This window comes from Streptomyces sp. NPDC046197 (assembly GCF_040646295.1).
Classification (GTDB): domain Bacteria; phylum Actinomycetota; class Actinomycetes; order Streptomycetales; family Streptomycetaceae; genus Streptomyces.
On record NZ_JBEYZY010000051.1, the window covers coordinates 1 to 13121 of the forward strand.

At 72.0% G+C, this 13121-nt stretch carries 10 protein-coding genes; 5 read left to right on the plus strand and 5 right to left on the minus strand.

Features of this window, described 5'->3' with window-relative positions; genetic code table 11:
- A partial coding sequence (locus AB0A61_RS37500) for a phosphotransferase (RefSeq protein ID WP_361302985.1) occupies nt 1–572 on the plus strand: 572 nt, incomplete at its 5' end.
- Nucleotides 573–585: 13 nt separating this feature from the next.
- Here the strand turns inward: AB0A61_RS37500 and AB0A61_RS37505 are convergent.
- Nucleotides 586–1011, minus strand: a complete 426-nt coding sequence (locus tag AB0A61_RS37505; RefSeq protein ID WP_361302988.1) for a nuclear transport factor 2 family protein — start codon at nt 1009–1011, stop codon at nt 586–588.
- A gap of 255 nt (nt 1012–1266) precedes the next feature.
- Between AB0A61_RS37505 and AB0A61_RS37510 the strand changes: the two genes are divergently transcribed.
- The 3 genes from AB0A61_RS37510 (at nt 1267) to AB0A61_RS37520 (ending at nt 4114) form a co-directional block, all read left to right on the plus strand.
- Nucleotides 1267–2049, plus strand: a complete 783-nt coding sequence (locus AB0A61_RS37510) for a class I SAM-dependent methyltransferase (protein WP_361302991.1) — start codon at nt 1267–1269, stop codon at nt 2047–2049.
- Between the two features lie 40 nt (nt 2050–2089).
- Nucleotides 2090–2869, plus strand: coding sequence for an SDR family oxidoreductase (locus AB0A61_RS37515; protein ID WP_361302994.1), 780 nt, complete (start codon nt 2090–2092; stop codon nt 2867–2869).
- 105 nt (nt 2870–2974) lie between these two features.
- Complete coding sequence (locus AB0A61_RS37520) at nt 2975–4114, plus strand: PP2C family protein-serine/threonine phosphatase (RefSeq protein ID WP_361302997.1); 1140 nt, start codon at nt 2975–2977, stop codon at nt 4112–4114.
- Nucleotides 4115–4218: 104 nt separating this feature from the next.
- Here AB0A61_RS37520 and AB0A61_RS37525 read toward each other — a convergent pair whose 3' ends face one another.
- Both AB0A61_RS37525 and AB0A61_RS37530 read right to left on the minus strand, forming a co-directional pair.
- Nucleotides 4219–5592: a M1 family metallopeptidase gene (locus AB0A61_RS37525; protein ID WP_361303000.1), complete on the minus strand. Its 1374-nt coding sequence runs from the start codon at nt 5590–5592 to the stop codon at nt 4219–4221.
- Between the two features lie 68 nt (nt 5593–5660).
- Entirely contained in the window at nt 5661–9545 is a 3885-nt protein-coding gene (locus AB0A61_RS37530) for a Pls/PosA family non-ribosomal peptide synthetase (protein WP_361303003.1), read from the minus strand.
- A gap of 379 nt (nt 9546–9924) precedes the next feature.
- Here AB0A61_RS37530 and AB0A61_RS37535 point away from each other — a divergent pair, with 379 nt between their 5' ends.
- Nucleotides 9925–10467 carry a HEAT repeat domain-containing protein gene (locus AB0A61_RS37535; protein ID WP_361303006.1) on the plus strand — a complete coding sequence of 181 codons (543 nt, stop codon included), beginning with the start codon at nt 9925–9927 and terminating at the stop codon, nt 10465–10467.
- A 514-nt stretch (nt 10468–10981) separates the two neighbouring features.
- Here AB0A61_RS37535 and AB0A61_RS37540 read toward each other — a convergent pair.
- On the minus strand, nt 10982–11947 hold the full coding sequence (locus AB0A61_RS37540; RefSeq protein ID WP_361303009.1) for a Ku protein: 966 nt from the start codon (nt 11945–11947) through the stop codon (nt 10982–10984).
- A gap of 124 nt (nt 11948–12071) precedes the next feature.
- Nucleotides 12072–12995 carry a PhzF family phenazine biosynthesis protein gene (locus AB0A61_RS37545; protein ID WP_361303012.1) on the minus strand — a complete coding sequence of 308 codons (924 nt, stop codon included), beginning with the start codon at nt 12993–12995 and terminating at the stop codon, nt 12072–12074.
- Nucleotides 12996–13121 lie beyond the last annotated feature (126 nt).

The window sequence follows — 13121 nt, forward strand, 5'->3', positions numbered from 1 at the left end:
CTGTACGGAACTCGGGGAGCCGTCTCACCACGTCGCCCCCCCCCCCGCCCGCCCCCCCCCCCCCCCCCGGCCCCCCCCCCCCCCCCCCCCGGCCGCCTGCCGACCGCGCCGACCAGTTCGCCGAGCAGTTCGCCGCGGCCACCGAGTTCGGGCTGATCCCCGACCCTGACGCCGTCCGCGCGGTCTGGGAAGACGCCCTGGCCGCGCCCGGCTGGGCGGGTCCGGCGCTGTGGCTCCACGGCGACCTGCATCCGGCCAACGTCCTCACCGCCGACGGCACCTTCTGCGGCGTGATCGACTTCGGCGACCTCTGCGCGGGCGATCCGGCCTGCGACCTCGCCGCCTCCTGGGTGCTACTGCCGGACGGCGCCGCCGACCGCTTCCACGGTGCCTACCAGCCGACCCCGGACGCCGCGACCCTGCGCCGCGCCCGCGGCTGGGCGGTGCTGCGCGCCCTCAGCGGCATCCTCATCGGAGAGGCCGGCGTCCACGGCCGTCCGGGCGGCAAGCCGACCTGGGGCCCACCTGCCCAGGCCGCACTGCGACGCCTCGTCGCAACGGCCGGCCCTTGAAGACGACACCGGCTCAGCGCACGCTCCGAGACGGAGGTTCCTCAACTTCCGTGAAGAAGGCGCTCATGCCGTCGACGTCCGACAGGTAGCTGTCGATGGCAGTGACGCGTGCGTCGCGGGTGGTCAGCACCGTCGCGAGGTGTTCGTCGAGCTTGCGTCCGTCAGGGGCGGTCGCTGTGTTGCGCAGCGAGAGGGCGGCGCCGTGCGCGCCGACGAGCACATGCAGCAACTCGGTGCGCAGTCCTTGGCCGGCGATGTGCCGGGCTCGGTTCAAGACCGCGTCCGCGCCATGGATGGTGCCCGAGATGGTCCCGGCCCCCGGCATGGTCCAGATGATGTCGTCCGCCAGCAGACCACGCAGCCTCTCCCAGTCACGGGCCTGGAACGCGGCGAGGAAGCTTTCGGCGATCGCCGCAGGGTCGGCGCTGGGCGTGGACATGGGTCTCCTGTTCTTCACCGGCAGAAAGCCGTCGTCAACTCCGCATCGAGCCTAGGCGTTCCGCCCCGAACGCACCCACCGGCAGCCTGGTGCTCCTACTACCCCGCAGCGGGCGGTCGTTGCCCGGCAGAGCGGGCCGGGTGAGCGGCCCGGACCGTCCAACGGGGCACTGGTGCCGGCAGCGCGCGCTTCGTCGTCGGGAGGCCCACATGGCGCACCGGCTTGCCCGGCCCGTCAACGCACTAGCGTGGGTGCATGTCCGCATCCTCGGCGAGAGACTTCTACGACGATCTGGCCCCCGACTACCACCTGATCTTCCCGGACTGGGACACCAGCATGGCGCGCCAGGCCGCAGTGCTGGACGCGCTTGCCCGTCAGCGCCTGGGAGCGGGACCGCACACCGTCCTGGACTGCTCCTGCGGAATCGGCACCCAGGCGATCGGGCTGGCCCTGCGCGGGCACAAGGTCGTCGGCAGCGACCTGAGCCCCCTGGCCGCCGCACGTGCCGCGACCGAGGCGGCCGCCCGGGGCGCCGACCTGCCGACCGCTGCCGCGGACATGCGCCGACTGCCCTTCTCGTCGGCCGCCTTCGACATCGTCGTGTGCGCCGACAACGCCCTCACGCACCTGCTGTCGGCGCACGACGTCAAGGCGGCCCTGCTCGGCATGCGCCGGGTCCTCCGCGAGGGCGGGCTGCTGGTGATCACGATCCGTGCCTACGAGGAGGCCCGCCGAACCAAACCCACAGCCACACCTCCCCAGGTCACGGAAACCCCCGACGGAGAGGTCATCACCTTTCAGCTGTGGAACTGGCACAAGGACGGCGAGCACTACGACTTGGAGCACTTCCAGCTCATCCCCGCAGCCGGGACCTGGACGGTCCGGCGCCGCCAGACCACCTGCTGGGCACTGACCCGAGCACAGGTGACACGGTTCGTGGCCGAAGCCGGCTTCTCCGGCATCGCGTGGCACATGCCTGACTCCACCGGGTACTACCAGCCCGTGCTCACCGCACAGCGCGCCCCTTCCACGCCGTGACGGCACCGACGGCTCAGCCGCGGTCGTCTAGGGTGCACGCATGACCTCGCGCAGCTACCTCTCCGAACTGTTCTCGCTGGATTGCCGCGTCGCCGTGGTGACGGGCGGCAGTTCCGGCATCGGCCGAGCCATCGCCGGGGCTCTGGCCCGGGCGGGGGCGAGCCTGGTGATCGTGGCGCGCAAGGAGGCGGAACTGGCCGCCACGGTCGACGAGCTGACGGCGGACGGCTGCCGGGCGGCCTGGGTGAGCGCCGACCTGAGCACCCGCCACGGGGTGCGCGCGGCCGCGGAGCAGGCAGCCGGGGTGTTCGGCGAGCCCGACATTCTCGTCAACAGCGCCGGGATCAATCTTCGGCCGCCCATGGGCGAGTTGGGCGAGGAGGTGTGGGACGCCACGATGGCGGTGAACCTGGAGGCGCCCTACCTGCTGGGCCAGCGGTTCGGGCCCGGCATGGCCGAGCGCGGGTTCGGGCGGATCATCCACATCACCTCCCAGCAGGCGCACCGGGCGTTCGTCCACAGTGGCGCCTACGGGGTCTCCAAGGGGGCGCTGGAGTCGCTGGCCCGCTCTCAGGCCGAGGCATGGTCGGCACACGGCGTCACCTGCAACACGCTGGTGCCCGGCTTCGTCATGACCCCGCTCAATACACGGTTGTCGTCCGACCCCGAGAGGGTGGCGGCGCTGGCCGCGCGCACCTTGGTCGGGCGCAACGGCCTGGCCGAGGATTTCGCCGGAGCGGCGGTGTTCCTGGCGAGCCGCGCCTCCGGCTACGTCACCGGGCAGGCGATCTTCGTCGACGGGGGGTTCTCCGTTCACTGAACCCGGCGCCGGATGATCTCCCCGTGGAGCGTGGCGGCACAGGGTCCGCGTGAGCGGTGAGGGCAACGAATGGACCATTGAACCGCGCCCAGGCAGGCTGGATGCATGCGGTCATCCCTCCGCTCATCTCCTCCACCCGGACCGGGCGGCCACAGCGGGGTCCTGTTCACACTGGCGCAGTGTGTTCCCTTCGTGCTCGCGCTGGGCGTACTGGGCATCGAACTCTCCCCTGCGCACGCTCTGGTCACCGGGCCCATCCTCATCGCGACCCCGGCACTGGCCGCCCTCATGACGGGCCCGAAAGGAACACTGGCCGCGGCAGGCCTCGCCCTGGCCGTCAGCGTGACCACCGCCGCCCGCAACCAGGCGTGGGGCACCCAGCAGGTCTTCGGCAACCTCCTCGGGCTGGTGGTGGTGTCCGTGGCCAGTGTCATCCTGAGTAACGCGGTGCGTACGCGCAGACAGAGCGAGCTGGACCAGGTGCGCCGGATCGCCGTGGCAGCACAGCAGGTCATCCTGCGGCCGGTGCCCACCCGGCTGGGCCCGGTGCGGGCCGCCGGCCTGTCCCTCGCGGCGGAAAGGGAAGCCGAGATCGGTGGCGATCTGTACGAGGCTGTCGAGACGCCCTACGGCGTCCGGTTGATCGTGGGGGACGTCCGGGGCAAGGGGCTCAAGGCCATCCGCGCGGTCGCCGCGGTGCTGGGCGCCTTTCGGGAGGCGGTGCACTACGAGGACGACCTGGTGGAGGTCATGAACCGCTGCGCGGCCGCGCTGCGACGGGAGATCGCCAGGCAGGGTGCGTACGACGAGGAAGTCCTGATGGAGGGGTTCACCACCGCGCTGCTGGCCCAGGTGTCGGCGGACGAACCCGTGGTGCAGCTGGTCAACCGCGGTCATCCGCCCCCGCTGGTGCTGCGCGAGGGCAGGGTCCAGGCTCTGACGCCTGCCTGCCCCCTGCCGCCGTTCGGGCTGGAAGAACTCATGAGCGGCCCTCCCGCCAAGCCCGACAGCCATCCGTTCCTGCCCGGTGACCGTCTGCTGCTGTACACCGACGGCGTGATCGAAGCCCGCAATCGCGACCACGCCTTCTTCGCCCTGCCGGAAGCCATGGAAAGGACACGTGCCGACACGCCGGGCGAGTTCCTCGAACGACTGCACCAGCAATTGATCCGCCACACCGAGGACCGACTTTCCGACGATGTGGCGATGATCCTGGTCGAGCGCCTTCACAACGGGTTGCAGTGAGGTTGCCGGCGGTACGGCTCGGCATCCGGTCGACCTCGACAGCGGCCCTGAGGCCGGCTGGGAGGGCCCGGACCCGGCGGGTGCCCTCGCCGGTCCCTGCTCGCTCAGCCGGTCCCCACGTTGCCCGGCGGGTAGGACGGGCGCATGGGCACCGGGGCCGTCGGCAGCGGCGGCAGCGCGGTCTCCTCCACCCAGGCGGCGAACAGATCGTCCAGGGGCCGTCCCGCGAACCGTGCGGCGTGCGCGGTGAAGGTGCCGGTCGTCACGGTCCCGCCCCGGTGCACACCCGCCCAACTGCGCAGCATCCGGAAGAACGCCTCGTCGCCCAGCGCGCAGCGCACCGCGTGCAGCACCAGGCCGCCGCGTTCGTAGAGCCGGTCGTCGAACATCCGCTTGCGGCCCGGGTCGGACAGCCTCAGGTCCTCCGGGAGCGAGGACAGCTTCCGGTGCGCCGCCGCGGCGAGTTGGGCGGCCGCGGGGCCACCGGACCGCTCCGACCAGAGCCATTCCGCGTACTTCGCGAAGCCCTCGTTGAGCCAGATGTGCCGCCAGTCGGCGATGGACACGCTGTTGCCGAACCACTGATGTGCCAGCTCGTGCGCCACGAGCCGCTCAAAGCTGCTGGCTCCGTCGACGTGGTTGGCGCCGAACAGCGACAACCCCTGCGCCTCCACGGGGACATCGAGCTCCTCCTCGGTCACCACCACCGCGTACTCGCCGAACGGGTAGGGACCGAAGAGTTCCTGGAACAGCGCCATCATGGCCGGCTGGCGGGCGAAATCCCGGGAGAACCGGTGCAGCAGAGGCGCGGGGACGTGCCCGTACTGCGGCACACCGCCCTCGCCCGGATCGCCGAGCAGCACGGTCTGGTATCTGCCGATCGACAGACCGACCAGATAGCTGGAGGTCGGTGCCGGCTGCTCGTACACCCACGTGGTCGTCGACGCCTTCGTGGTACGGGTCAGCAGCCGCCCGCCCGCCACCACGGCATAGGCGGACGGGGTGGTGACCGAGATCTGGTACGACGCCTTGTCCGCCGGACGGTCGTTGCACGGGTACCACGAGGGCGCCCCGACCGGCTGGCTCGCCACCAGCGCCCCGTCCTCGAGCTCCTCCCAGCCGATCCCGCCCCAGGGGCTGCTCACCGGCTTGGGGTTGCCCGACCAGTGCACCTCGACGGTGAACGCGGCACCGGCCCGGATCGGCTTGGACGGACGGATGCGCAGGCGGCCGCCGCGGTGCGCGTAGTGCGGTGCCCGCCCGTCCACCTTGACCCGGCCGACGCGGAAGTCGGCCAGGTTCAGGTGGAACTCGTTGAGCGCGGCCCGGCCCGCGATGGCGTTGAGCCGGGCCGTCCCGGCCAGCCGGTTGGGGCCGGGACGGTAGTCCAGCGTGAGCTCGTAGCGGTTGACCCGGTAGCGGGGGTCGCCATGATCGGGGAAGTACGGGTCTGCTTCCGCCTTCTGCTGAGGGCTCACTGGTGCTTCTGCTCCCTGCGCTGTGCCTGTGCGTCGTGCCGGTGCCCCGCCCATGGGCCCGAGGCGCGTCACACCGCTCGCTTCCGGGGACGCCACGCCTCGATCGGGTTGCCCAGCCAGCGCGTGTCGTCGGGTACGGACTCCGCCGCCATCACGAGCGAGGCGGGGCCCAGCGTGGTGCGAGCCCCGACCGTGCTGCCGGGCAGGACGATTCCGCCAGGACCAAGCGTCGCGCCCTCGCGGAGGACCACAGTATCCGTCCGCAAGATCCGGTCGTGGAAGAGGTGGGTCTGCAGTACGCAGCCACGGTTGACCGTGACGCCGTCGCCCAGTGTCACGAGGTCCGTCTCGGGCAGCCAGTAACTCTCCACCCACACGCCCCGGCCGAGCCGGGCCCCGAGCCCGCGCAGCCACAGCGTCATCAGGGGTGTGCCCGAAACGGCCCCGGCCAGCCACGGCACCGCGACGACCTCGACGAACGTGTCCGCCAGTTCGTTGCGCCACACGAATGAGCTCCACAGCGGGTGTTCCCCGCTGCGGTGCCGGCCCACGAGCAGCCACTTGGCCACGACGGACACGGCGGCAGCGGCTGCTCCGGCGCACAGCAGCACCACCCCGCACAGTGGCCACGCCCAGCCGCCCAGCGCGCTGATCGCCGCGGCCGTCAGCACCACAAGCCACGCCGAGCAGAACACGGGCACGATCCGGCACAGCTCCACCAGCCCGCGGGCCCACAGCAGCCGGGCCGGCGGCTCGTAGGTGCGGCTCTGGTCGCCGCCGGACACCGCGCGCGGCAGCTTCACCGGCGGCAGGCCCAGGTAGGAGCTGCCCTTCTTCGCCTTCTTCGGCGTCGCCGACAGCACACCGACCAGCCCGCCGTCCGGCACACTGCGGCCCGGCGCCGTCATACCGGAGTTCCCGAGGAACGCCCGCCGTCCGATCTCCGCGCGCCCGATCCGTACCCAGCCGCCGCCGAGCTCGTACGGTGCGGTCAGCGTGTCGTCCGCCAGGAACGCCCCGTCGCCGACCGTGGTCAGACTCGGCAGCGCCAGGACGGTCGACACCTCGGCGCGCCGCCCGATCCGCATCCCGAGCAGCCGCAGCCAGACCGGAGTGATCAGCCCGGCATACAGCGGGAACAGTGTCTCGCGCGAGCGGTCCATCAGCTGCGTGACCGTCCATGCCTGCCAGCCGGTCCGGCTGTGCGTCGGATACGTGCCCGCTCGCAGCCCAAGACTCATCAGCCGTACGGCGATCACGAGCAGCAGCGCGTACGTCAGCCCGAACGCGAGCGTCGCCGGGACCAGGGCCACGGCGGCGCCCCGCAGGGCGGTGCCGAGTCCGGCGGCCGGGTCGACGAGGCCGTGGGCCACCGCGAGGGCGGCCACGCCCGCCGGCACCGGCAGGGCCGCCAGCGCGAAGCCGGTGACGCCGTACATCGCCCGCCACCACTTGCTGCGGTGCGGCCGCTCCTTGGGCCAGTTGTGCTTGGCCTTGCCGAGCTTGACGGCCGGAGCACCCGCCCAGCGCTGACCGGTCGGAATCTGCCCGGCGACGGCCGATCCGGGGGCCACCTCGGCACGCTTGCCGACCCGGGCGCCGGGAAAGAGCATGCTGCGCGTGCCGACCGTGGCGTGTGCGCCCACCTTGACCGGTCCGACCTCCAGGCGGTCACCGTCCAGCCAGTGGCCCGCCAGGTCCACTTCCGACTCGACGGCCGCGCCGCGGCCCAGCTTGAGCATGCCGGTCACCGGAGGCAGGGAGTGCAGGTCCACATCCGGCCCCACCTTGGCGCCCAGGGCGCGCGCGTACCTCACCAGCCACGAACCGGTCAGCGAAGTCGCCCCGCTGAACTCGGCGAGCCGTTCCGCGGCCCACAGCCGCAGGTGCACTCCCCCGCCGCGCGGGTACCGGCCGGGCCGGACGCCGCGCAGCAGCAGCCGGGCCCCGCCCGCCGCGATCGCCAGGCGTCCGGGCGGGGTGAAGCACAGCACAGCACCGGCGGCCACGGCCCACCAGGAGGCCGTCGGCGCCCACGGATACGGGCCGAACCGGTGCAGGACGTTCCCGAGTGCGGCGATCGCCACGGTCCAGCGCAGCCCGAGCACCGTGAACAGGGGCAGCAGCAGGAGGAGTTGAAGCGCCCCGGCCCGCGCCGGGGTCGGCTCGATCGCGCGCTGCGCCCCGTCGTCCTGTGCCGACTCCTCCAGATGGCGGGCCAGCTTGCGCAGCGTCGGTTGCTGGTAGATGTCGAGGACGGCCGCGCTGGGATAGCGGGTGCGCAGGCGGGTGGTGAGCTGGGCGGCGGCAAGGCTGTTGCCGCCGATGGCGAAGAAGTCGTCGCACGCGTCGGTCACCGGGATGCCGAGGACCTCGGTCCACTGCTCGGCCAGCCAGGCCTCCGTGCCGTAGAGCTGGACGGCGGGGCCCTCGATGCCCTCCAGCGGCCAGGGCAGCGCGTTCCGGTCGACCTTGCCGGAGGTGCGGGTCGGCAGGTCGCCGACGGGCGCGAGCAGCGGGACCAGGGCGGCGGGGAGTTCGGAGCGCAGCTTCTCGACGGCGGCCGTGTGGTCCCAGCCCTCCTGGGTGACGACGTAGCCGACGAGGAGCTGGTTGCCGCTGCGTGCGGTCCGTACGGCGGACGCGGCCCCGGCCACACCGGGCAGCGCCTGCAGTGCGGCATCCACCTCACCCAGTTCGATCCGCCGTCCGCCGAGCTTCACCTGTTCGTCGCCGCGCCCGAGGAAGACCAGTCCCTCGGGTTCGGCCCGGACGAGGTCGCCGCTGCGGTAGGCGCGTTCCCAGCCGAGGGAGTCGAGGGGCGCGTACTTCTCCGCGTCCTTCGCGGCATCCAGGTACCGGGCAAGTCCTGCCCCGCCGATCACCAACTGGCCGGTGCCGCCCATCACGACCGGCCGCTCGGCCTCGTCCACGACGGCCAGCTCCCAGCCGTTCAGCGGCAGTCCGATCCGGATGGGCTCCTCGCCGGTCAGCAGCGAGGCACAGGCCACCACGGTCGCCTCGGTCGGCCCGTAGGTGTTCCAGACCTCGCGTCCCTCGGTGACCAGGCGCTGCGCCAGCTCGGGCGGGCACGCCTCACCTCCGAAGATCAGCAGGCGGACGTCGTCGAGGGTCTCGGGCTCCCAGAGGGCGGCCAGGGTCGGCACGGTGGAGACGACGGTGATCTCCTGCTCGACCAGCCACGGGCCGAGGTCCGCCCCGCTCCTGACCTGTGAGCGGGGCACGGGCACCAGACAGGCCCCGTACCGCCAGGCCAGCCACATCTCCTCACAGGAGGCGTCGAAGGCCACGGAGAGGCCCGCCATGACCCGGTCGCCGGGCCCGATCGGCTCCTCCAGGAGGAAGAGATCCGCCTCGGCGTCCACGAACGCGGCGGCGCTGCGGTGGCTGACGGCGACTCCCTTGGGCTTCCCGGTGGAGCCGGAGGTGAAGATGATCCAGGCGTCGTGCTCCACGCCGGGGCGGGCGGCGGGGACGTCGGAGACGCCGTTGACGGTCAGGTGGTGACCGGCGCCGACGACCGCCCGCACCTCCGCCTCCCCGAACACCAGCTCGGCCCGTTCATCGGGGTCCTCGGCGTCCACCGGGACGTAGGCGGCTCCCGCGGCGAGCACGGCGAGGATCGCCACGTACAGGTCGTTGGTGCCGGACGGGACGCGCACGCCGACCCGGTCGCCGAGGCCGACCCCGGCGTCCGCCAGACGCCGCCGGAGGGTTTCGACCTCGACGGCCAGAGCACGGTAGGTCAGGCAACGGCGGCCGTCGTCCAGGGCCGGCTCCTCGGGGAAGGCCCGCACCGAGGCGTCGAGAATGTCCACGAGCGTCCGCGGAGCGGCGGCGGGGGCGGCAGAGTAGCGCGCCCGATCGCCGAACCGAAAGCGCATCTCGTCGTCGGACAGCGCGAGCGCGGGGCCGTGCTGAAGGGCTGCCATCGGATCCTCACGTGTCGTTCCCGGAGTGTTCCGGGGCGCTGGTGGGCCCGCAGGGATGCCTGGGGATATTCCGGTCCAGCTCCGAACAAGCCGACGATTCTAGTACGGCGCCGGATGCGGCCCTGCCCGTCGGCGTCCCGGGATGACCTGCGGAAGGCGGTCGTCCGATGCGCTGACGTGGGGGTGCGTCGTCGCGACGAGACATGCCCCACACACCGGTACCGCACGGTCGCCGCAAGTCATCGGCCGCCGGGTGCAGTTGATGCCGGTCGCGCTCATGGGAAGGGAACCCGGGTGCCCGGCGCCGGCACGGAGGCCTGCCTTCGGCGGATGCGAAATCCCTTCGCCCGGCCGCCGGTCGGGGATCGAGACTGTTGTCATGCTGGGATTCGTCAGGACGGACAACGATGCCCTCGTCTCGTGCTTGGGCGATCCGCAGCGCGCGGTCGCGGCCTACCGCGTAGTGCTCCGGCGGGGCGAGGACGCGGTGGGCGCCGTCCGCTCCGGTCTCCGCCACGGGGATCCGGCAGTCCGCGAAGGTTGCTGTCGCCTCCTGGACCACCTGGTCGACAGCGATTCGATGGACCAGCTGATCGCCATGGCCGACGACCCGGACGCCCGGGTCCGGATCTCGGCCTTCCACGCCCTGGCCTGTGACCGGTGCAAGGGCGACACCTGCGCACCGGGCGCCGACCGGGTTCTCGAACCCGCACGGCGACACCTGAGCTCCGACCCCGACCCGCACGTCCGGATGATGGCCGCCGAACTCGTCGGCAAATTCGCCCATACCGATGCCCAGGCCCTCGCCGCGCTGGAGGCGTCCCACGCCGATGACCCGGTTCCGGCGGTGCGGAAGAAGGCGGGCTGGTACACGCCCGGCGGCGCCATCCACGAACGGACCGCCCCACGCGGCCGCGGGTGACGGCACAGCCTTCGTCTTCCTGCACCGGGCGGGCGCGTTCTTCGAGAGCACCTTGCCTCCCGGCGCCGTACTCGCCTGTACAGCGACGGACTGATCGATGCGCCGGGCATCGACCTGGACGACGCCACCCACGACTTCTTCGGCCAACTCGCCCGGGCCGGCACCCGCGGCATGGACGCTGTCATCCACCACACCCGGCGCATCACCCCCCGCAGCGACGACGTCGCCCCGCTGAGCCCGCCCGCATACCTTGACCCGGTCCGGCACTCCCAGGACGTCGGCGACCTGGCCGAACAGGTGCTCAAGCTGTGCGTGCAGCAGTGCCGGGACGCCGGACTCACCTGGTGGGAGATCGGGGACCTGCTCGGAGTGACCCGCCAAGCGGCCTTCCAGCGGTTCGGCAAGCCCATCGATCCCGCACGGGAAACAGTCGTCCGCGGCCTCCCGTTTCGGTACCGCTCCTTCAGAGCGGAGCACAACCGCGTCCTCGTCCCGGCTCTGACCGCGGCGCATGCTAAGCGGTGCGGCGGGGTTTTTTGGCGGGTGCCTTCTTGGTCGCCGCCTTCTTCCCGGACGTGGACTTCTCCGTCGCCTTCTTCTGCGCTGCCGCCTTCTTGGCCGGCTGCTTCTTCGCGGTCTTGGCGGCCGCCGCGCTCGTGCGCGGCAGCTCGTGCACCTCGGCCTCACCGCCCTCCCCGCGGGAGGCCTTCACCTTCTGCACGGACGCATTGAGCGCCGCCATGAGGTCCAGCACCTTGCCCGGCTCGGTCTCCGCCTCCGGCACCTCGGGGGGCTCCCGGTGCTCGCGCTTGGCCTCGATGATCTGCTCCAGGGCCTCGGTGTAGTGGTCGTGGAACTCCTCGCCCTCGAGGTCGTCGCGGGTCATCGTGTCCATCAGAGCCAGCGCACCACGGATCTCGTTCTCGTCGACGTCCGCGGGCGGAGGCGTGACCTCGGCCGCGCTGCGCACCTCGTCCGGCCACAACAGCTGATGCAGCACGATCACGTCGTCCCGCACCCGCAGCATGCCGAGCCGCTCCCGCCCGCTCCACGCGAACTTGGCGATGGCCACCCGCGAGGAGCGCCCCAAAGCCTCCACCAGCAACCGGTACGGCTTGTTCGCGACCTGTCCCGCCGGCTGCAGGTAGTGCCCGGATCTGATGTGCAGCGGGTCGATCGCCTCCAGTGGCAGGAACCCCTCGATCTCGATCGCCTTCGCCGTCGGCAGCGGCAGGTTCCCCAGCTCGTCGTCGGTGATGGGGATGATCTGCCCCTTGGAGATCTCATAGCCCTTGCCGATCTCGTCGGCAGCGACCTCGCGGTCTTCCACCTCGCAGAACTTGCGCACCCGGACCCGGCCCATGTCCTTCTCGTGGTACTGGTGAAAGCGCACGGAATGGTCCTCCGTGGCGCTGACCATACCGACGGGCACCGTGACCAGACCGAACGAGATGGCGCCTGACCAGACGGCTCGGGGCATGACTCACCTCCGTGACAGCCCCGAGACCATCAGCCTACGAGCAACCCGGCAGCCCAGCCAGCTCAATTCCTGCTCTCCCGCCCCGGACTGCAGCCCGGCGCTTCCCATGCCGCGGGCAGTGCTCCTAGTGTCCCGCGCCCGGCAACGGCAGGCGGACGGTGTGGGTGAGCTTCGCGGCGCCGCCGACGTGGACCAGCGGGCCCGAGGGGGTGTGCTGCGCCATCGCGGTGATGGTGGAGGGACTGCCGAGGGAGTCGCCCATGTCGACGGCCATGTCGGTGACGCCCTGACCGGCCAGGTGAGCGGCCAGGCACGCGGTGCTGTTGGCGTTGGCGACGTCTTCGGCGACGCCGATCGACGGGGCGAACATGCGCGCCGCGACGCGGCCGGTGGGTGTCGGCGGGGAATGGACGTAACAGCCCAGGAAGCCAAGGCGGTCACAGACGGCGCGCAGTCGGCCGAAGTCCGGGGCGAGGGCGGCGAGCGCCGACCGTGAACCCACCGGAACCAGCAACCGCGAGCGCCCGACCGAGGCGACGCGGGCACCGGGAGCGAGCGTGCCCGAGGTGACGCCGAGTGCGGGCAGGACGAGTCCGAGCTCGATGCCGGTGGGCTCGCGCAGAGCGACGGGACCGGGTTCGAAGGCGGCTTTGACGTGTGTCTTCTCCCGCACGGACCAGCCGGCGAAGGCCCGGCCGGCCGCACGGAGAGCGGCCCGGTACTGCTCGTCCCCGGCGCGCAGGGCGAGGTGGGCCAGAGCGGCAACCGTGCCGTGCCCACACGCGGGCAGTTCACCCTCGGCGGTGAAGAACCGGAGGGACACCGTGGGATCGCCGGAACCGCCGGGGCGGCCGTCGGACACCGAGACGAAGACGGCGTGCGACGTGCCCGCCAGCGCCGGCACACGACGACGGTCGTCGTCACCGAGCGGGACCTCGTCCACCACCGCGGTGGGGCTGCCGCCTCCGTCCCCGCGCAGACACGCGCGGACGATCGCGACGGGCAGACCACCCCCGCCGGTCAGCAACCCGGAAACGGGTAGGCGCACATCACGCCATTCACCGTACCGCTGCGGGGCGCCCTGCGTCGGAGATCTGTTCCCAACCGAGCCGAAGACATCACCGACGGATCACCCTGTGAGCTGCCTCACTCGCCGTTTCGGGTTCCCGCCTAC